Source organism: Clostridium saccharobutylicum DSM 13864 (genome assembly GCF_000473995.1).
Lineage (GTDB): Bacteria > Bacillota > Clostridia > Clostridiales > Clostridiaceae > Clostridium > Clostridium saccharobutylicum.
In genome coordinates this window covers 3,590,393-3,611,166 of the sequence record NC_022571.1, presented here as the reverse complement: position 1 = coordinate 3,611,166, position 20,774 = coordinate 3,590,393, and the positions used below count along the sequence as shown (strand labels likewise).

Below are 20,774 nucleotides of genomic sequence, written 5' to 3'. Positions count from 1 at the left end.
ATAACATATCAAATATTCAATTTACACAAGTTATTCTACATTCTCTATTATTAACTTTTTTAAGTATTTATCAAATATATTTTACTGCCACTGTTTTAAAGCATTAATCATGAAATTTTTTACATCTATATTATATACATTTTTTAAGTTATCTTTTAGAAATACTTCTTTAGGTGTACCTTTGCTGATTATTTCACCTTTACTTAGTAATATAACTTTTTCACCAAATAAATTAACTAAGTTTAAATCATGTAATACAGCTATTATAATTTTATTATTTTCTTTTGCCCATAAACTCAAATATTCTAAAATTTCAATTTGGCACTTTAAATCAAGGTGGTTTGTTGGTTCATCTAATAGAATAACTTCTGGATTTTGAGCAAATGATTTTGCTAAGAATACACGTTGAAGCTGACCACCAGATAATTCATTTATAAGCTTATCTTTTAAATCTATAAGTCCAACACTTTTTATAGATTTCATTACAATTAAGTTATCTTCTTTACTTAATGAGGATAAAATTCCTTTTAAATAAGCATATCTTCCTAAAGCAACAGTTTCATAAACTGTGTAAGGAAAGTAGATATTGTTGCTTTGAGTCATTAGTGCAATGTTTTTAGCAAATTCTTTTACAGATAAATTTTTTATATCATTTGAATCTAATGCTATTTTTCCTTTATATTCAATGAGTTTACCTATTGCTTTTAAAAGCGTACTTTTTCCACATCCATTTGGACCAACTATACAAAGAACTTCGCCTCTTTTAGCTTGAAATGTAGCATCTTTTATAATATCTATTTTGTCATAGCCACAGGAAATATTCTTAACCTCTAACAATATTATCACCTACCTTGATTTTTTGAAATATATGTATGCAAAGAACGGGGCACCAATAAGAGCTGTAATAGCACCAACTGGTAATTCTGATGGTATTATAATGGTTCTTGCTACTAAATCAGTAATTACCATAAAACATCCTCCTAAAATTATGCAGAAGGGAATTACAAACTTATGTTTTGCTCCAATAATTTTTCTTACAAGATGAGGGATAATTAAATCAACAAAACCAATAATTCCACTCAATGCTACAGCAGATCCTGTTAATATAGCAGAGAAAATAAGAAGACGTATTTTTGTCATATTTGTATCTACTCCAACTGATTTTGCTTGATCTTCACCAAAAGATAATATATCCATTTCAGTACAGTAACGCATAATACCTATTACTCCGATTATAAAAAATGGAACTCCAATTTGTACATATGACCATCCCTTCATAGAAAAAGACCCCATCTGCCAAAGGGCTATACTTTTTATATCTTCGCTGTATAATGCTGCTATAGTTGTAAGTATTGCATTACAAAATAAAGAAAAAACCATACCACATAAAATTATAGTCGAAGTTGACATGCTTTTATCAACTCTGCATGCAAATTTAATAATAATCAGCACAGTTAAAAGTCCGCATAAAAATCCTGTTAAGGGAAGTGTAAGTCTGCCTAATACAGGCATTGATAATCCAGAGATTATAAGAAATCCAACTCCAAGAGAAGCACCGGAAGATACACCCAAGGTATATGGTGAAGCTAATGGATTTCTAAGTAATGATTGAACTACAGCACCACTAACTGATAATGAACCACCTACTATAAATGCTAAAAAAACCCTAGGTAATCTTAAATTCCAAATTATAGCTACAGCATTAGCATTTATATGTTTAGGTAATGGAATGCTAAAAGCCTTATATCCAATTATTGAAATAATATCGACAAAGCTGGTATCAGAACTTCCGATAGAAGTTCCAATACATAAAATTAAAAACGTTAATGGGATTAATAATATAACAGCTTTTTTATACATTTGAATATTCCTCAGGATAAATAGCTTTTGCCATTTGTTTAAGTGCTTTTATTATATTTTGTGATGGTCTGGAAGACGAATTGTTATCAATAGCAAAGACATTATTTTCTTTAACTGCAGTAACATCTTTAAAACCTTCACGATTCTTTATATTAATAACAGCATTGCCAGTAGGTTCATTTGTAAGTATCACGTCAGGATTAGCTTTAACTATATATTCAGGATTTGGAGATATCCATGAATTTTCATTTGCAAAGATATTCTTTGCACCTACAATTTCAATCATTTCATTTAAAAATGTATTATTGCCAAAACTATATAAAGATGAAGTTGATCCTATTTCAAAATATACATTTTTCTTATTAGTAATAGTATCTCCGATTTTCTTTATGGAGCTTATATCATCTTTCATATTAGTAATCATCTCATTACCTTTTTTTTCAGTTCCAGTGATTTTAGATATAAAGTCAATATCTTTATAAAGGTCTTCTATGCTTGAACTTGTAGGTATGTATACAACAGGTATTCCAGCTTCTTTAACAGCAGCAAATGGATCTTCACTTCCAGTTTTATTATGTCCTGAAGCTATTATTAAATCAGGCTTTAAGCTAACAAGAGTTTCAGCATCTGGATTTTTAAAATCAATTTTAGGTAAATCTTTATTAACACCATCTACATCTGTGGAATATTTATCTATAGCTGCTAACTTATCTGAAAGTCCGAGTCCAACTAATATTTCAGTATTTGAAGGTGCTGTAGATATTATAGTATTTATTTTTTGAGGCAGCTTAAAGCTGTTACCTTCTCTATCTGTCATTGTTTCAGTTTTATTACCACAACCTACTAGTGTACTAATAGCGAATATAACTATCAAAAAGAGTGATAAAAATTTGTTTTTTAGTTTCATGATGTCCTCCCAAAATATTGTATTTAGCCATATGAAAATAAATAACAAGTCCAAAGTTACCATGTATATTTTTCATCATGCAAGAATGTGAATCGCCATTATAGATGGTCTATTATGTCAATTTGCCGTTGTAGCATGATCGAAAATTGGATGGCAAATCGACTTGTTATTTTTTCAATGAGCCTTAGGGTAATAAAAAAAGGCATACCCCTTTGAGAGTATGCCATAGAAGCATAATAAACATATTTATAAAAATTAGACTAAAGCGTAAAAGTCTTATCTTCATTAAAATATGAATAATTATCTAATATCCCACCCTCAGAGGATATTAGTATTGCATAAAAATAAGGTATCCCGACTTAACTTCATCCTACTTTCAAGCCTTCCCAATTTCTCAGTGGCATATTAGGCACAATCAAAAAAATAACATTATTTCATGTGCATTAGATTTCGTCAGTTTCACGGTTACTGGGGTAGTTGAAGAATTTCACTCCATTCCCTTTTTATTAAAATGCAGATTAAATTATATATAATTTACATTTAACACAAAAAGATTATACTAGTCATAGTAATTTTTATCAATTGAATTTAAAGATATTATTTATTTATTACTTTTTTTAAAACATCTATCGTGATTACAATTCTTGTCACAAGATTCTAAGTGAATCATAATTTGAGTATAATGTAGCGATTTTTCTATATTATCTTCAATTTTATCACATATATCATGAGCTTCTTTGATTGTCATATTTTCTGGAAATACCAAATGCAAATCTACATATTTCATTCTTCCAGATTTTCTGGTTTTTAAATCATGATAATTACAATATACAGTTGAAAATTTATTTATATTATCTTTAATAATTTTAATTTCATCATTAGATAATTTAACATCTAAAAGTGGGTTAAATGCAGATATTAATAGCTCAATAGCTTCTTTTAATATAAAGATAGCAACAGAAATTGCAACAACGGGATCTAGATAATTTAATTTAGTAATCCATATAAGAAATAATCCAATTCCAACACCTAATGAGGTATAAACATCAGCCTTTAAATGTAATGCGTCAGCTTCTAATGCTATAGAATCTTCTTGTTTAGCTACTTTATACAACTTTTTTGAAACTATAAAATTTATTGCAGAAGAAATAAACATAACTATGAAACCAAGACCAATGGATTCTATTTCTCCAGGGGTTATTAATTTTTTTATTGCTTCAACTATTATCCAAATAGAAGCTGCTAATATAAGAAGTGCTTCAATTACACCAGAAATATTTTCTACTTTTCCATGTCCATAAGGATGTGCTTCATCAGCTGGTTTGTCAGATATTTTCACAGAAAAAAATGCTATTATAGCGGCTAATAAATCCATAGTTGAATGTATAGCTTCGGATAGGATACTTACTGAACCAGTAGTAAGTCCAACAAATAACTTAAGAATTATTAAAATGCTATTTGAAAGAACAGATAATCTAGCAACTTTAACTTTTGCATTCATATAAAATACCTCCATATTCAATCATTGTTTTATCATTTGAAAAAAATAAATTAACTCTATAATATAGATAAACATAATAAAAGTCAAAAAATAATAGTTTTAATTATATTATCAATTAATAATTAAATGTAGTTATTATTGTAAGTAATAAGAATTTATTAAGATTAAATATACTTGCTATTATTTAACGTTTTTAGTTTTTGCTAAATTTATTAAAATATTAAATGATTTTGTAAATATTGCACTAAGATTTTTTACATTATGTCGTGAATTATTAATTAAATACGTTTTTTTATTATAGTATAAATATCAGTTTTTATTTCATACAATTTTTACTGTTGAAAATGAATAAAGGCGTCATCAATCAATAGTATAAAATATCCTATCTTTGGGATATAATTTTATTAAAGATAAAATAGTCTAGCATGACGTGATTTTAGATTACGGATACTGTATTTGCGGGTGTAAATCATGTTGAAAAAACATCAATATATGAGTTTGCTTATTATTAAAAAAAATAAAAGCGAGAAAATTAATTTACATATGTTGCAGTATTAGGTAGAGGAATTTGAAAGGAGAAGAAATGAATTATTTAGCTCATGTATATCTTGCAGACAATAGCGAAGAAAATATGCTTGGAAATTTTCTGGGTGATTTTGTGAATAAGTCTTTGGAAAATGAATTTGAATACTCAATAAGACAGGGGATTTTTATGCATAAAAAACTTGATACTTTTACAGATTCACATCCAGATTTTTTAAACAGTAGAAAAAGAATTTCTAAAACAAATAGACGCCTTGCAGGTGTATTAATTGACATATTTTATGATCATTTCTTAGCTAAGAATTGGTATGAATATTCTTCAATATCCTTAGAAGAATATTCAGAAAACTTTTATAACATACTTAAAAAGTTTTCTTACTGTCTGCCAGATAAATTAATAAAAAGAATGCCTTTTATAATCGAAGAAAACTGGCTTGTTTCATATAGGAATATAAGTGGTATTGAAATAACAGTAGAGCGAATTGCTAAAAGATTTTCCAATACAAAACATCCCTTAGTAAATCCAATAGATGAATTAATTAATAATTATGAAAGTCTTGAAAATGACTTTAAATGTTTTTATCCCCATGCAATTGAGTATGCAAATGAAGTTAAAAGAATGCTTTAGTGGCATACTTACTGAAATATGAAACTCACGGTAATTTATTATTAGCGTGAGTTTATTTTTTAGGTAATGGACAGAAAATAATTAGGACTAGTTTGTATAAACACAATACTTTTTTGAATATAAATGTTATAATGTAATAAAAAATGGAATTAATGTAATTTTATATTATATATTGAAATGATTTGTTATATATAGGGAGAATTGTAAAATGCTTAAACTTAAGGAATTAATAAATATTGATTTATTGAAAAGAATTGCTGATAATATTTATGCAATTGCAGGAATTCATATGTCAATTTGCGATATAGATGGAAGTCTTGAATTTGCGGTAGGACAGGTAGATATATGCAGGAAGTTTCATAGGGTAAATCCAATCACTTGCAATCGCTGCAAAATTAGTGATAAATATTCTAATGAACATATTATGGAAGGTAAAGCTATAGCATATAAATGCCTAAACAATATATGGGATATCGCAATGCCCGTTGTTATCTCAGGGATGCATATTGCAACAATTTTTTTTGGACAATTTTTTTATGAAAATGAAATAGTAGATATAGAATATTTTCGTGCTCAAGCCTTAGAATTTGGATTCGATGAAAAGGAATATTTGGATTCTCTAAGTAGGATACCTGTTTTATCTAAAGAAAAGATTAACTATATAATGGAATACTATCAAGCACTTATTATGACACTCGCTGAAAGTGGATTAAGACAGTTAGAATATAAAAATTCTCAGAAGGAGCTTGAAAAGAATCGAAAATATTTAAATACAATTTTTAATTCAGTAAATGATGCTATATTAGTTCGAAATTTTGAGGGTAAGATATTAGATGTAAATGAAACTGCCATCTCTATGTTTGGATATTCTCGAAATGAATTTATAAATATGAATATGCAGGATATTATTTCTCCAAATTCACCTAAACATTATCTTCAAAAACAAGATTTATTAAATGAAATAAAGAAAACAGATCCACTTATTGTTGAAGCAATTTATATAGACAAGAATAATAATGAATTTTGGGGTGAAGCAAATATTCGCATTGCAAATATTGATGGAGATGAAAGGATTATAATGGTTTCACGTAACATTGAGGTAAGAAAACAAGCTGAACTAGCATTGCAAAATGAAGCTTTTGAATTAGAAAAATTAAGAACAGAGTTTTTTGCTAATATTTCTCATGAACTAAGAACTCCACTAAACATAATATTAGGTGTAATAAAAATTAACAGCATAAATCTTCAAAAAGAAAATATACAAAAAGAAAAAATTATTAATAATACTAATATAGAGAAACAAAATTGCTTAAGATTAATAAGGTTAGTTAATAATCTTATTGATTCTACTAAGTTAGATACAGAATATTTTGAGATGAATATGATTAATTGCAATATTATTAATGTAGTAGAGGAAATTACTTTATCGGCTGCTGAATATATAAATAGTAATAATTTAACTCTTACATTTGATACTGATATAGAAGAGAAGATAATAGCTTGTGATTTAGATAAAATTGAAAGGATAATGCTTAATATCCTATCTAATGCTGTAAAATTTACTGATCCTGGTGGGAATATATTTGTAAATATATTTGATGGTGAAGAATTTATAACCATATTAATTGAAGATACTGGCATAGGAATGCCAAAGGACAAGTTAGATACAATATTTGATAGGTTTAGACAGATTGATAAATCATTTACAAGAAATCATGAGGGAAGTGGAATTGGATTATCTCTTGTAAAATCATTTGTGGAAATGCAAGGAGGTAAGATATCTGTAGAAAGTAAATGCGGAGTTGGAACTAAGTTTTGTATAAAACTTCCGGTTAGAGTAGTAGATGATAATAATAGTGAACAAAATGTTAAGTTGCTTAATAGCAATTTAAGTAATTATGTAGAAAGAATAAAAGTTGAATTTTCAGATATATATAAGTTCTAATTTAGTAGTTTAATTTTGAAATCAAAATTAGTTTGACTAGGTATTTTGTTACACTATACTATTATGAATTGTTCTATAATATCATATATAAAAAAATTTACTGGGGGATTTTACATGTCTGGATACCAAAAGAAGATTCTGCAAACTATTATCGTATTATTTATTGCAGTAGTATTATACTTAACTAGCCTTTATGATTACTTGTTGTTTCATAGTTTTGCTGAACTATTTAGTATAACAATAGGATTTACTCTATTTGTAATAGCATGGAATTCAAGGAATTTTTCACAACAACATTTTGATTACCTAATATTTATAGGGATTGTATATATGTTTGGCTCATTTTTAGACTTATTACATACATTATCATACAATGGTATGAATATTTTTAAAGATTATAGGTTTTATGCTAATCAATTATGTACAGGAGCACGTTATCTTGAAAGTATTTCTCTATTAGTACCATTTATATGTATGCATTTCAAGAAACACTTAAGACCGTATTTGATTTTTATAATTTATACTATAATTACTTCAACTATTATAGCTTCAATCTTTTATTTTAAAGTGTTTCCAATATGTTTTATTGATGGAAAAGGACAAACACAATTTAAGATAATCAGTGAGTATTTGATATGCTTAATATTAATATTAGATGCTATATTATTGATAAAGAACAAGCATAAATTTGATGGTAAAGTTTATAAATATTTATTCTGGTCTCTTGTTTTTGCTATAGTCTCTGAGTTGGAGTTTACTTTATATATAAGTAGTTATGGCTTTTCAAATTTATTAGGTCATTATTTTAAAATATTATCATTTTACTTTATTTATAAAGCAGTTGTAGTAACTTGTATTACAGAACCATATCAAACCATATTTAAGGAACTAATATATAAAGAAAAATCTATCAATGATCAAAAGGAAGAATTAGAAGCTATTATGGAAAATATGTCTGATGAATTAATTATTTGTGATAAAAATGGAGAACCTACCATGATTAACAAAGCATTAAAGAAGCAACCTTTCTTTAATTGTACAGAATTAACAAATTTAAAGAACACCTTGAAAGAATTTAAGTATTTTGATATAGATGGCAATTTAATATCGTTTAAAAATTTACCATTACTAAGAGTTGGAAGGGGTGAAAGAATTTCAAACTATAGAATTGATTGTAAAACTAATAATTATATAGTTCACAGAGAAGTAAGTGGCACACCCATATATGATAATGAAGGTAATTTTATAGCTGGTGTAATGGTCGGTCGTGATATAGGCGACAGATTAAAAAATGAAGAAAACTTATTATTAAAAGCTCAATACGATTTGCTAAATAGAACAATAGAAAATCTTGACCTTAGCTATGAAATAATTTCATATCCTGATTTTAAAATTAAATATATGAACAGTAAATGTTATAATGATTTAAAGCAAATTAATCAGAATATAATATCACTATCCTGTAGTATAGGAAAAAATATTTTTGAAGTCTTTAAGTTTAATATGGATGAAAAAGCTGAAGTATTAAGTAACATCAAATATTTAATAGAGAAAAACCGTAATTACTATTTCTTAAATAGAAAACATATTATGGCGGGAGAAGAAAAGTTTTTTAGAGTTATATTTCAACCTTTGTTTGATATAAACAAGAAGATTAGTGAAATAGTTGTTATTGCAATAGATATAACTGAAGAAACGAAAGCCAAAAATAAAATAGAAGAAGTACTTAAGATTCAGGATGAAATATTTGCCAATGTATCACATGAGCTTAAAACTCCTTTAAATGTAATTTTCAGTACCAACCAATTAATGGAGCTCTACTCTAGAGATGACTCGCTTGAAGATAATAAAGAAAAGATTTCTAAAAGTATAAATATCATTAAGCAAAATTGTTACAGATTTACAAAACTTATTAACAACATAGTGGATATATCAAAAATGAATTCGGGATTTTTTAAATTAAATCTATCAAATGAGAATATAGTTGAGATTATAGAAGATATTGTTCAATCTGTATCAGAATATATTAAAGGGAAGGGGTTAAATATTATTTTTGATACAAATACAGAGGAAAAAATTATTGCCTTTGATCCTGAAAAGATTGAGAGAATTATACTAAATCTTATCTCGAATGCAATTAAGTTTACAAATCTAGGTGGTATGATATTCATAGAATTAATTGATAAAGGTGACACTATTGAAATATTAGTAAAAGATACGGGTATAGGAATGGACAAAAAACACCTAAATAATATTTTTAAAAGGTTTCATCAGATAGATAAGTCCCTTTCACGTAATGCTGAAGGAAGTGGAATTGGATTGTCTTTGGTAAAATCCTTAGTTAAGCTTCATGGAGGGAAAATAAGTGTTGATAGTGAAGTTGGTAAGGGGAGTACATTTAAAATAGAATTGCCTGCAAAGACTATAGAAGATGTAGAAGTTATTGATAAAATTAAACCTACGAATAATAAAATTGAAATGATTAACATTGAGTTTTCTGATATATATTCAATATAAATTGTTGAATTATTTAATGTTACTGAGCACAATCAAAAGATATTAATTAGTTCAAGCTGAAAGAAATATAGGAGAGGGAAAAAGTTTATTAAATGTAACTCTTAAAATGTAGATTTTCTTTTGCTTGAAGTATATTAATATCTTTCTTTTAAAAAATACAAATAAATTTAAAGGCGATAAACACTTAAAATGAAATGTTTATCGCCTTTTCTCAAGCTATTTTATGAAAAATCCTCATTTATGTAGATTAAGATTTTTTGACAATATGTATATTCATTTGATAAAAATGTGAAATTATGTACAATATATCTTATTAAACAATTTAGGGGGAAAATAAAATGAAAAACTTTAAAAAACTTATTGCTAGTTTTGTTACATTAATAACATTTTTAGCAATTACTCCGGTAGCAGCACATGCAGAATGGAGACAATCAGGCAATAGTTGGTGGTATGCAGAAGGAAGTTCTTATGCTACAGGATGGACGCAAATTGATGCACAATGGTATTATTTTGATTCAAACGGTTATATGAAAACTGGCTGGTTATGTGATGGTGGAAATTGGTACTATTTTTATGGTGATGGTACTATGGCTCATGACTGTTATATAGGCAATTATTATTTAAACAGTGCAGGATCATGGACAACTAGTGTTCCAAGTACTAGTGGAAGTAGTAGTTCAAATTATAGTACTTATGGTACAAGTTCAACAAATGATCAAAGTCAAACAGTATATGTATCAAATAATGGAATATATCATTCAAGTCCACACGCACATGGAATGAAATATTATACTGCTATGTCATTAACTGAAGCTAAAGAAAAAGGATATAAAGCTTGTAAAAAATGTTAATAACAAAATGGTAAAAAATATATAAGACCTTAGAAATATAATAATAAATATTGGGACTATTTTATTATGGATAGTCCTTTTATTATGTTGCAAAACAGAATAATTAAGATTTTAGGTATTAAGGATAAAACTTTATGTATGCAGATAGAAGACAAAGATCATTATACATAGGTGAGAATCCTTTTAATACTTAATCCAATAATAGTGTGGGAAAATAATAAAAACATCAAGGTTTTAAATATAATAATTTTAGGATATAATTTTATTAAAGATAAAACTGTTTAATATGAGGTGAATTTATATGGAATTAAAAAAAGAAAATGCAAATTTATATGATCAATTTTTAAAATATTCATATACAGAATTAAAGGAATTATTTGATAAGGCAAAAACAAAAGATGAACAAGATTTCTATATGAATATGGCTAATCTAGTTCTTCAAAGAGAACAAAAAAGAGTTATAAAGGAAATGCCAGTGTAATGAAGCAATATACATTGTTTGCTGGAGTGAATGGCGCAGGAAAAACATCAATATATAAATCTGTATTCTATAATGAAGAATACATTGGAAAAAGAATTAATACTGATGAAATGGTTGCAAGAATTGGATCATGGAAGGATAATAATCTTCAAATTAAAGCTGGTAGAGAGGCTGTTAAAATGATTGATTATTATATAAAAAATGATATTTAATTTCATCAAGAAACTACTTTATCTGGTAAGAGTATAATAAAAAATATAAAGAAGGCTAAAGAAAAGGGCTTTTTTGTAGTTATGAATTATATAGGACTTGAAAATTCTCAAATAGCAAAAGAAAGAGTTAAGTTTAGGGTATCTAAAGGCGGTCATGGCATACCGGATGAAGTAATAGAAAAGAGATATACTGAATCATTATTAAATTTAAAAGATGTTATTAATATTTGTGATGAAGTTAATATTTATGATAATACCAATGAATTTATACAACTTATAAGTATTAAGAATGGAATATTGATTTGGAGAGATAAGATTATGCCTCAATGGGCAAACACAATATTACAACAATTACAATTTTAAAGCAATAAAAAGGCTGTATTATTCACAAAAATGGATTGGTATAGCCTTTTTATTGAGCTAATTTGAAAATGAATTATGGTTGACTGATTATGTTCCAATAAAATATTTTAATAAAGAGTTAGGTGAAAAATAAATTTTTAGGAGAATGTTATGAGTTTTGTTGAGCAAATTGAAGTAAATAGACTGGCAGTCTTGTGTGGGATTTTTTCAAAAGAAGAACTGATTAAATTTCTTGATAAAATTATAGCTAATCTAGATGAACCGCCTTATGAAATTATTGAAGCATCTTTAGTTTTTAATAGTAATATGCAGGATGCTTTGCATATTTTAAGAGACTATTTTTATAGAAGAAATGGTGATGATTTAAATATACACAAAGAATTACTGCATATTATATCCGATAAATATCAAGCAAATGAAATAAACATAAATGATTCTATATACTATTTAGATAATCTAATGAAAGAAGCAAATTTAGATAATGAAATAACATCTATAATAAACTATTTATCAGATGGATTATACTTAGCAGAACAAAAGATTTATGGAGATTTAGAAACTATTGAAGATGAATTTATTAAATTTATATTGAAGTATTGATAGATGAAGCGCAGCAACAGAAAATTATCTCAAGTAGTTGTGCTGATATTGGATTAAAAAGTTTTAAGATAGATTTTGGTGAAATTGATCCAAATGAAAGAGTTAATGGGCCATTAGGATTAGATTTTCTAAGGGAAGCAAAAATAACTTTAGATTTAGCTGAATTAATTATATATACCCAATAAAGTTAAATAAAATATATAAAAAACTTAGTCGGGAAAAAATCGGGAAAATAGAAAAAACACCAACAATTTAGAAGTTTAAATGCTGATGTTTCCTTGATTGGTGACCCATACGGGAATCGAACCCATGATTTCACCGTGAGAGGGTGGCGTCTTAACCGCTTGACCAATGGGCCATGTAACAAAATAAAGTATACGCTTATTTTACTATTATGTCAATATATTCATTTGAAAAAATTAAAAAAATTTCATAAGTCAAAGTTTCTGTTTAAATTGTAAGTTGCTTATAGCGTTCATAATTGAGAATTTAATATATCACAAACAGAGAAATTGGACACATGTTTGTGTAATAGACCTTTGAAAATACGACAACTTTAGCGAAATTTTCATGATACTATGGAACAAATATGTATCTAATTTCGGCTAGGATTCACTAAGATTTATTCTTATTGCGTAACACTATATTTATATTGTTTAATAAATTTAACAAATCATAATTTTCTAAATATTTAAAAAATACTCTTGTTTTTAAATGAAAATCTGTTAAACTATTATGTAGTAAGTAATTTTTAAAAGAGGTTTATATTTTTAATATACTCATCGCGCCTCTTATGTAACTTATAGTTATATAAAAATTACGACTCCTTTTTAATATTTTGTGGGATATCCATTGAGATTTGAGTAACAATTAGCTTGAATTTTAATGGATATTATTTTTTTGCTTAAATATAAAAAGATTATAACAGTAGAACAGAAAAGTAATTTATAGTTGAATTTATTAAGTTATAAAAATAAATTAACATATAGGTAATTTTGTATAACTTTATAGAATATATAATTAAGAGGAAGATTAAGTTAAAGAGGTGTTGCTCTTATGGATAATAATGCATTGTTTGCATTAATGCTTTCTTTTTTAGCAGGAATATCTACGGTATTTGGAGCTGTTGTTGTACTTGTTTCAAAAAGAAAGAATGAAAAGGCTATTACAGCTGCATTAGGGTTTTCGGCAGGAGTTATGATTTGCGTATCATTTACAGATTTATTTCCTTATGCTGAAACAACTTTAATGAATTGTTATGGAAAGCTATATGGTGTATTGTTGACCATGTTTTATATGTTAACAGGCATGATATTTGCGATGCTAATTGATAAATTGATACCACATGAATCACATAAGATAAATACAACAGATAAGAAACATTCAAGATTATTTAGAGTAGGAATTGTATCTATGATTGCAATTACACTACATAATTTCCCAGAGGGAGTGGCAACATTTATGTCTAGTTATCAAAATGTAAAGTTAGGAGCATCGATAGCGTTGGCTATTGCAATGCATAATATACCAGAAGGAATAGCAGTAGCCATGCCTATATATTATTCAACAGGTAAAAAATTTAAAGCATTAAGATATACATTGTATTCAGGTCTATCAGAACCATTAGGTGCGATTTTAGCATATTTTATTTTAAAACCATTTATAAATGAATTTTTACTTGGATTAATATTTTCATTTGTTATGGGAATAATGCTTTATATATCTTTTGAAGAACTAATTCCTACATCGAGAGAGTATGGATATAAAACCTTATCTTTATATTCTATTTTTTTAGGAATATGTTTGATGCCGTTAACTCATGTATTTATGTAGTAACATCTAATTAATAAAATTCATAATTAGTAATCTTGCTAATTGAATATTTATAAAAGTAGCAATTCAGGTTTGATGAATAATATTTTTTACAACTTATGTAATATATTTGGATTAAGAAAAATTTGATATCACACATTAAAAAATAATAGATCAGAATTTTGGTCTATTATTTTTTATGCCTATAATAATACAGAACCAATCTTAAATGAAAATAACATAAAATAATTTATTTATTTTAACAAAAATGTAATAAAATATTTACATTTACATAAAATGGTGATAATATTTTAATATAGAGTTCTTAAAATACATTTAAAAAGTCCTTGTATAATGGCTGCTTTAAAAGATTTTAAAACGAAGGGAGAGAAATAATAAATTATAGGGGTATTTGAAAACGTATACTAAAAGGGAATTCTATAATAATGAAATTAGGGGAGGGGAAACATAATGAAAAAAAAGTATCTATCAATTCTTATTGCAACTTTTTTTAGTATTACTACTGTATTAGGTTATTGTGGTGCGTCAGCAAGTGAAATCGGAGGTGATGATGCATATACTTTAAATGTAAATACAGACCAAAAATTGTTTGATGTAAGTGATGTATTGACAGGATTATTTTTTGAAGATATTAATCATGGTGCGGATGGAGGGCTGTATGCTGAGCTAGTTGAAAACCGCTCATTTGAATATGAGAAATCCTTAGATTCTTGGAAAATAGAAAAAAGCAATACAACTGGTCCAGCTGTTGAGATTAGGGAAGAGAGCACTACTGATTCACAAGTAAAAGTATGTAGTGATAATCCTTTAAATAGCAACAATCCAAATTATGTTGAATTAAATAGTAAAGATAAAAATGAAACATTAAAGTTAGTGAATGATGGATATAAAGGCATAACTGTTAAAGAAGGCGATAAGTATGATTTTTCATTTTGGGCACGTAGTACAGAAAAAAGAAACAAAGTAACAGTGCAAATAGAAGATGAGGATGGGAATGTTATTTCAGAAGCTAAAACAGTAGATAAAATCGGAAATGAGTGGAAAAAGTATGAAGGTCATTTAAGAGCTGAAAAGAGTACTTCTAATGCTAAGTTTGCAGTATCTGTAAAAGGTGAGGAAAAAATAGATTTAGATATGATTTCCTTATTTCCACAAGATACTTGGAAAAACAGAAAATATGGTTTAAGAGAGGACTTAGTAAAAAGGATTTCAGATTTAAAACCAAAATTTTTAAGATTTCCGGGTGGATGTGTTATTGAAGGTGCTAATAAAGAAGGAATGTATAACTGGAAAGATACTATAGGAAATGTGGAAGAAAGAAAAGAAATTAGGAACGTATGGGGATATGATCAATCTTATGGACTTGGATTTTATGAATATTTTCAATTATGTGAGGATATTGGAGCGGTTCCAGTACCAGTTTTAAATTGTGGAATGACTTGCCAATTTAGAGGCCCCAAAAGTGGAGTATCAACTTATATGGCAGATGTTGGAGGAGACCTTGATTCATATATTCAAGATGCAGTTGATTTAGTTGAATATGCGAATGGTGATGAATCTACTACTTGGGGGAAGAAGAGAGTAGAGGCGGGACATAAGAAGCCATTTAACTTAAAATATTTAGCTATAGGTAATGAACAATGGGGAAATGAGTATCATAAAAGATTTGAAGCGTTCCAGAAAGTTTTAAATGAAAAGTGTCCAGGCATAACATTAATATCAACATCAGGTCCATCTGCTGATGGCTCTCAGTTTGATGATGCTTGGAAATGGATAAATGAAAAGGCAAAAAATACAATGGTAGATGAACATTATTATATGAATCCAGACTGGTTTTTAAAGAATACTGATAGATATAGTAAATATGATAGAAATGGACCTAAAGTATTTGTTGGTGAATATGCATCAAAAAGTAATACTTTAAAATCAGCATTAGCAGAAGGTGCTTATTTAACAGGTCTTGAGGAAAATTCAGATATAGTAAAAATGGCGTCTTATGCACCTCTATTTGCTAAGAATGATGATTACCAATGGTCTACTAATATGATTTGGTTTAACGGTAAGACTAATTATGCAACTCCAAATTATTATGTTCAAAAGCTGTTTAGTACTAATTTAGGAACACAAATGCTTAAACAAGAACTTGTTAAACCAAAGATATCAGAAGGCAATAATATTAAAGGCGGAATAATCCTTGGTAGCTGGAATACTAAAGTTCAATATGACAATGTAAAGGTAACTAACAATGATACAGGAAAAGAGATATTTACTGATAACTTTGATAGTGACAATAGTGAATGGAATAAAGTAAAGGGAAATTGGACTGTTAAAGATGGAAAACTTATATTAGATGAAATTAGTGAGGACTGCAGAGTACAAACGAATAGTACTGATTGGAGTAATTATACTTTAGAGTTAAATGCTAAGAAAACTGGCGGTAATGAAGGTTTCTTAGTTGGATTTGGAGCAAAGGATACTTCAAATTATTATTGGCTTAATGTAGGTGGTTGGAATAATACCAAAACTGTAATAGAAAAAGCAGTAGATGGTGAAAAATCAACTATAAGTACTGCTGATTCAGCTTATGGAAAAGTAAATACTGGTGAAGAATATAAGATAAAGATAGTTGTTAGCGGAAATAAGATTAGCTGCTATATAAATGGACAATTAACTAATGAAGTAACAGAACAAGGTAGAGATAGTGATGTATATACATCTACTAGCTATGATTCAAAGACAAATGATTTAATAGTTAAAGTTGTAAATGTAGCTGGAGAAGATAAGAAGGTTAAAATAAACATTAATGGGAATCAAGATGTACAATCAAAGGCAACAGTACAATATGTAACTGGTGAAGATGAAAGTGTTAAAAATTCATTTGAAAATCCAGATAAAGTTTCTATTAAGACTAAAAATTTAAACCATGTTTCAAAGAGTTTTGATTATAATGCTGATAAATATTCAGTATCTGTAATAAGACTTAAATTAAAATAAGGCACATGAAAAAATAATAGACTAAAGATGCGATGCATATTTAGTGTTAGACAAGAAAGTAAAATCAGCTCATAGTAGGTTTACTAGGTGATTTTACTGGCGTAGTATGACACAAAATAGGTAAGCATACTGGTCTATTATTTTTTTGAATGTGTTTAATTCATAATGATATTAAATTTGTATCACAAATCTTATTTTTAAGCATATGATGAAGAAAATAACAAGCTAAATATGTAATGTGTGTTATCATATTTGCTTGTTGTTTTTTGCATATTTATAAAATTCATAGAAATTTTGAAACAAAGTTTTACATAAAGCATATAACATAATAAGGATGATTTTTATTTGAAGGGAGGTGGCTTTATGGATTTTACTCAATATATAACACAAAATGCTTTAATTTTGATTCCTGCTTTATATATACTCGGAATGATTATAAAAAATACAGAGAGAATACCAAATAAGGATATACCACTTATATTGTTAGCGGCAGGAATAGCAGGAACTGTTGGAATAATGGGATTTAATGTACAAGCTATAGTTCAAGGTATATTGGTTACAGGCGCGTCAGTATATGCTAATCAATTATTTAAGCAGTGTAATAAAAAGGATGAATAGTAATAAATATATTTTGTGATTAAAGATTACTGTCTTTTAGGGTGCCAGCAAAAAATAAAAAGTTCAAATAAAAAATTCATAATTTATAGGTACCCTGAAAGGAATTTCTATAAATTATGTGACTTGAGTATTCATAGTTAATAAGTATAAGACATAGTCTAAAGTGTATATTTATTTTAGTGAAATTTTATGTGATTTATAATCAGTTGATTTTTATGAGAATATATAGGAGAATAAACAATGCGGGATTTTTAATTTTATAATTTATATTATTGAGTAATTAATTTATAATAATGAAAATGGCAAAATTATTATAATTTCAGATTATACAAGTAAAAAGGAGAAAAATATGGAAAACTTATATGAAAAAGTAGAAGAGTCAGTTGCTTACTTAAAAAGTAAAATAACCAAGAAACCTACAATAGGAATAATTTTAGGAAGTGGCTTAGGAGGTCTTGTTGATCAATTTGAAGATAAAGAAGAAATACTGTATAGTGACATTCCTAATTTTCCACTTGTTAGTGTAGAGGGGCATAAAGGAAGCCTTCTTGTTGGAACTATTGGAGATAAAACAGTTTTAGCAATGCAAGGTAGATTTCATTATTATGAAGGGTATACAATGAAGGAAGTAACATATCCAATCTTTGTTATGAAATTATTGGGGATTGAAAAAATCATAGTTACAAATGCATGTGGTGGAATTAATACAGATTTTAATCCAGGAACACTGATGATAATAAATGATTTTATTAACTTAACAGCGAATAATCCTTTAATAGGCAGTAATGATGAACGTTTTGGACCAAGATTCCCAGATATGTCAGAACCATATAAGCATTATTTAATAGACAAGGCAAAGGGAATTGCAGATAAGAAGAATATAAGCTACAAGGAAGGTGTTTATGCACACTTTACAGGTCCTTATTATGAAACTGCAGCAGAAATCAGAGCATATGGAAGAATGGGTGCAGATGCAATTGGAATGTCAACAGTTCCAGAAACAATTGTAGCAAACTATTTAGGTATAGATGTTTTAGGAATTGCATGTATAACTAATATGGCTACAGGAATTCAAAAAGGAAAGCATTCTCATGCTAATGTAGTGGATGTTGCTAATAAAGCTTCAGCAGCTTTGTGTGATTGGGTTACTGATATTGTAAAAGAAATGTAATGATAATTTGGAATCTAATTAAAATTATTAACTATTTAAGTTATAAATTTTATAAGTTCTAAGAAGAATTTATACATAGTTATAGTTATGTATATTGAATTTGAATATATAATTAATATTTATATTTTTAAAAATAAGAGTTTTATGACTAACAGTAAAAAGTTACAAGTTATAAGACTCTTATTTTTCTTTTTATAATTTAATGTAATATATAATTATAAAATTTATAAAAATCAGTATCGAAAAGTAGAAAAATATCATAATATATGATTTAATAGAACGTAATAGTATGAAAAAGAAATAAAAAAGGGGGGGAATTATGAATCGCGATTTCAAAGATATTCCAACGGAATATTTAGCAAAGATATTTGATACTGTGAGAATAATTGATTTTAAAAATAATAGAGTTGTAATAGAAAATGTAAAGAACATAAATTCATCTGTTGATAAAAATTGCTATAGCATTTTATGTAAAGATAGTATTTGTAAAAATTGTATAGCTTCTAGAGCATATTATGAAAATGAAACTGTTACAAAATTAGAAAATAGTAACGATAAAGTATTTTTGGTAATGGCAACTCCGATTACCGATGGAGAAGAAAAATATATCTTAGAAACTTTAAAAGATATAAGTAGTAGTATAATTTTTGATGACCAAAACCTTCCCCAAAAAGAAGTTTTAGTTGATCATATGAAAAGAATAGATGAATTAGTAGTTAAAGATGAATTGACAGATGTATATAATAGAAGATATTTAAATGAAAGATTAGATATAGATATAAAAAGCAGCATAATGAATAATTTCGAGTTATCACTGGTAATGATAGATGTTGATTACTTTAAAAAGATAAATGATAGATATCATCATATTGTTGGAGACTATGTATTAAAAGAATTTGTTAATGTAATTTTGAATAACATAAGATCAGATTATGATTGGATTGCAAGATATGGAGGAGAGGAGTTTGCTATAGTATTCAGAAATACTGATATTAAAGAAGCAACTTTATATTCAGAAAGAATTAGAAAAGCTATAGAGAATCATAATTTTAAATATGATAATATAAATATAAGTGTAACAGCAAGTTTTGGGGTTAGTAGCATATCAGAAGAAATAAATAATAGTGGTTTGCTTTTGCAGAAAGCAGATGAACAATTATATGTGGCAAAGAGAAAAGGAAGAAACAGAGTAGAAAATGCTTAGATTTAGTTCCAATGTAAGCTGAATTTGTTTTATGTATTCTTATATAAAGCATATTTCAAAAAAGAATTTGTTGAATAAAATAAAATAGTATCTTATAATTTAGAGATAAATAATAAATGATTTCAGGTTCTTAGGCATAAGCAAGAAAATAATAGAACTAATATTCAAGCAGTCTGATCTATTATTTTTTTAATTGTGCCTCATAAGTTAAGTTAAACTTTAAGATTAAAAGGGAAAGTAGTGAAAATCTACTACAGCCCCCGCTACTGTAATGGAGGACTAAGCTTTAGGCACATGAAAGAAAATAACAAGTCCAATCTGGCATGAATATTTTTTTGATTGTGTTTTAGATACCACTGAGTATTTAAGAATATAAATTCAAACATATTAGTTTGTTATTTTATGATTAAACTTGGGAAGGAAAAGCATTGGGATGATGCCAGAGTCAGGAGACCTGCCTAGAAATTGATTGAGGCATATACATAATAATAGTAAATTTGCCTTAAATGCTACCTTCGGTGGGAAGGATGATGGCAAATAGCAGAA

16 protein-coding genes, 1 tRNA gene, 1 pseudogene and 2 riboswitches are annotated in these 20,774 nt (G+C 27.3%); of the genes and pseudogenes, 13 read left to right on the top strand and 5 right to left on the bottom strand.

What is annotated here, in order from left to right:
- Positions 1-81 precede the first annotated feature (81 nt).
- The 4 genes from CLSA_RS15680 to CLSA_RS15665 form a co-directional block, all read right to left on the bottom strand.
- On the bottom strand, positions 82-837 hold the full coding sequence (locus CLSA_RS15680; protein WP_022747377.1) for an ABC transporter ATP-binding protein: 756 nt from the start codon (positions 835-837) through the stop codon (positions 82-84).
- Between the two features lie 9 nt (positions 838-846).
- Positions 847-1,860 carry a FecCD family ABC transporter permease gene (locus CLSA_RS15675; protein ID WP_022747376.1) on the bottom strand — a complete coding sequence of 338 codons (1,014 nt, stop codon included), beginning with the start codon at positions 1,858-1,860 and terminating at the stop codon, positions 847-849.
- A complete protein-coding gene (locus CLSA_RS15670) occupies positions 1,853-2,767 on the bottom strand; it encodes an ABC transporter substrate-binding protein (RefSeq protein WP_022747375.1) in 915 nt (304 codons plus the stop codon). The genes CLSA_RS15675 and CLSA_RS15670 overlap by 8 nt, the downstream gene beginning before the upstream one ends.
- 331 nt (positions 2,768-3,098) lie before the next feature.
- Positions 3,099-3,302: riboswitch (cobalamin riboswitch) on the bottom strand.
- A gap of 66 nt (positions 3,303-3,368) precedes the next feature.
- On the bottom strand, positions 3,369-4,268 hold the full coding sequence (locus tag CLSA_RS15665; protein WP_022747374.1) for a cation diffusion facilitator family transporter: 900 nt from the start codon (positions 4,266-4,268) through the stop codon (positions 3,369-3,371).
- A 583-nt stretch (positions 4,269-4,851) separates the two neighbouring features.
- Between CLSA_RS15665 and CLSA_RS15660 the strand changes: the two genes are divergently transcribed.
- From CLSA_RS15660 to CLSA_RS15625, 8 genes and pseudogenes are all read left to right on the top strand, one after another.
- The gene (locus tag CLSA_RS15660) at positions 4,852-5,439 is read left to right on the top strand and encodes an acyl carrier protein phosphodiesterase (RefSeq protein WP_022747373.1); all 588 of its coding nucleotides are present in this window, start codon (positions 4,852-4,854) and stop codon (positions 5,437-5,439) included.
- A 208-nt stretch (positions 5,440-5,647) separates the two neighbouring features.
- Positions 5,648-7,384 carry a sensor histidine kinase gene (locus CLSA_RS15655; RefSeq protein ID WP_022747372.1) on the top strand — a complete coding sequence of 579 codons (1,737 nt, stop codon included), beginning with the start codon at positions 5,648-5,650 and terminating at the stop codon, positions 7,382-7,384.
- Between the two features lie 114 nt (positions 7,385-7,498).
- Complete coding sequence (locus tag CLSA_RS15650) at positions 7,499-9,901, top strand: MASE3 domain-containing protein (RefSeq protein WP_022747371.1); 2,403 nt, start codon at positions 7,499-7,501, stop codon at positions 9,899-9,901.
- Between the two features lie 338 nt (positions 9,902-10,239).
- Positions 10,240-10,752, top strand: a complete 513-nt coding sequence (locus CLSA_RS15645) for a surface protein PspC (RefSeq protein ID WP_022747370.1) — start codon at positions 10,240-10,242, stop codon at positions 10,750-10,752.
- A gap of 301 nt (positions 10,753-11,053) precedes the next feature.
- On the top strand, positions 11,054-11,233 hold the full coding sequence (locus tag CLSA_RS15640; protein ID WP_022747368.1) for a hypothetical protein: 180 nt from the start codon (positions 11,054-11,056) through the stop codon (positions 11,231-11,233).
- Positions 11,233-11,808: pseudogene (locus tag CLSA_RS15635) on the top strand (ATPase). The gene CLSA_RS15640 and the pseudogene CLSA_RS15635 overlap by 1 nt, the downstream one beginning before the upstream one ends.
- 150 nt (positions 11,809-11,958) lie before the next feature.
- The gene (locus CLSA_RS15630; RefSeq protein WP_022747367.1) at positions 11,959-12,408 is read left to right on the top strand and encodes a hypothetical protein; all 450 of its coding nucleotides are present in this window, start codon (positions 11,959-11,961) and stop codon (positions 12,406-12,408) included.
- The gene (locus tag CLSA_RS15625; protein ID WP_022747366.1) at positions 12,405-12,593 is read left to right on the top strand and encodes a hypothetical protein; all 189 of its coding nucleotides are present in this window, start codon (positions 12,405-12,407) and stop codon (positions 12,591-12,593) included. The genes CLSA_RS15630 and CLSA_RS15625 overlap by 4 nt, the downstream gene beginning before the upstream one ends.
- Positions 12,594-12,691: 98 nt before the next feature.
- On the opposite strand, the gene CLSA_RS15620 is transcribed toward CLSA_RS15625, so the two are convergent.
- Positions 12,692-12,766, bottom strand: a tRNA-Glu gene (locus tag CLSA_RS15620).
- 698 nt (positions 12,767-13,464) lie between these two features.
- On the opposite strand from CLSA_RS15620, the gene zupT reads away from it, so the two are divergent.
- The 5 genes from zupT to CLSA_RS15595 all read left to right on the top strand — a co-directional run bounded on the left by zupT (position 13,465) and on the right by CLSA_RS15595 (position 20,228).
- Positions 13,465-14,241 (top strand): zinc transporter ZupT, encoded by a 777-nt coding sequence (gene zupT / locus CLSA_RS15615; RefSeq protein WP_022747365.1) that lies wholly within the window; start codon positions 13,465-13,467, stop codon positions 14,239-14,241.
- A 450-nt stretch (positions 14,242-14,691) separates the two neighbouring features.
- Positions 14,692-17,235 (top strand): alpha-L-arabinofuranosidase C-terminal domain-containing protein, encoded by a 2,544-nt coding sequence (locus tag CLSA_RS15610; RefSeq protein ID WP_022747364.1) that lies wholly within the window; start codon positions 14,692-14,694, stop codon positions 17,233-17,235.
- Positions 17,236-17,598: 363 nt separating this feature from the next.
- Positions 17,599-17,853 carry a phage holin family protein gene (locus CLSA_RS15605; RefSeq protein WP_022747363.1) on the top strand — a complete coding sequence of 85 codons (255 nt, stop codon included), beginning with the start codon at positions 17,599-17,601 and terminating at the stop codon, positions 17,851-17,853.
- Between the two features lie 349 nt (positions 17,854-18,202).
- Positions 18,203-19,024, top strand: coding sequence for a purine-nucleoside phosphorylase (locus tag CLSA_RS15600; protein ID WP_022747362.1), 822 nt, complete (start codon positions 18,203-18,205; stop codon positions 19,022-19,024).
- A gap of 319 nt (positions 19,025-19,343) precedes the next feature.
- The gene (locus CLSA_RS15595; protein ID WP_022747361.1) at positions 19,344-20,228 is read left to right on the top strand and encodes a GGDEF domain-containing protein; all 885 of its coding nucleotides are present in this window, start codon (positions 19,344-19,346) and stop codon (positions 20,226-20,228) included.
- A gap of 192 nt (positions 20,229-20,420) precedes the next feature.
- Positions 20,421-20,704: riboswitch (cobalamin riboswitch) on the top strand.
- Positions 20,705-20,774: the final 70 nt, after the last annotated feature.

Excerpts from the sequence above, each read along its gene's own strand:
- CLSA_RS15610 (WP_022747364.1), top strand. The coding sequence starts at position 14,692 with ATGAAAAAAAAGTATCTATCAATTCTTATTGCAACTTTTTTTAGTATT.
- zupT (WP_022747365.1), top strand. The coding sequence starts at position 13,465 with ATGGATAATAATGCATTGTTTGCATTAATGCTTTCTTTTTTAGCAGGA.
- CLSA_RS15675 (WP_022747376.1), bottom strand. The coding sequence starts at position 1,860 with ATGTATAAAAAAGCTGTTATATTATTAATCCCATTAACGTTTTTAATT.
- CLSA_RS15650 (WP_022747371.1), top strand. The coding sequence starts at position 7,499 with ATGTCTGGATACCAAAAGAAGATTCTGCAAACTATTATCGTATTATTT.
- CLSA_RS15605 (WP_022747363.1), top strand. The coding sequence starts at position 17,599 with ATGGATTTTACTCAATATATAACACAAAATGCTTTAATTTTGATTCCT.
- CLSA_RS15595 (WP_022747361.1), top strand. The coding sequence starts at position 19,344 with ATGAATCGCGATTTCAAAGATATTCCAACGGAATATTTAGCAAAGATA.
- CLSA_RS15600 (WP_022747362.1), top strand. The coding sequence starts at position 18,203 with ATGGAAAACTTATATGAAAAAGTAGAAGAGTCAGTTGCTTACTTAAAA.
- CLSA_RS15670 (WP_022747375.1), bottom strand. The coding sequence starts at position 2,767 with ATGAAACTAAAAAACAAATTTTTATCACTCTTTTTGATAGTTATATTC.
- CLSA_RS15655 (WP_022747372.1), top strand. The coding sequence starts at position 5,648 with ATGCTTAAACTTAAGGAATTAATAAATATTGATTTATTGAAAAGAATT.
- CLSA_RS15640 (WP_022747368.1), top strand. The coding sequence starts at position 11,054 with ATGGAATTAAAAAAAGAAAATGCAAATTTATATGATCAATTTTTAAAA.
- CLSA_RS15660 (WP_022747373.1), top strand. The coding sequence starts at position 4,852 with ATGAATTATTTAGCTCATGTATATCTTGCAGACAATAGCGAAGAAAAT.
- CLSA_RS15645 (WP_022747370.1), top strand. The coding sequence starts at position 10,240 with ATGAAAAACTTTAAAAAACTTATTGCTAGTTTTGTTACATTAATAACA.
- CLSA_RS15630 (WP_022747367.1), top strand. The coding sequence starts at position 11,959 with ATGAGTTTTGTTGAGCAAATTGAAGTAAATAGACTGGCAGTCTTGTGT.
- CLSA_RS15665 (WP_022747374.1), bottom strand. The coding sequence starts at position 4,268 with ATGAATGCAAAAGTTAAAGTTGCTAGATTATCTGTTCTTTCAAATAGC.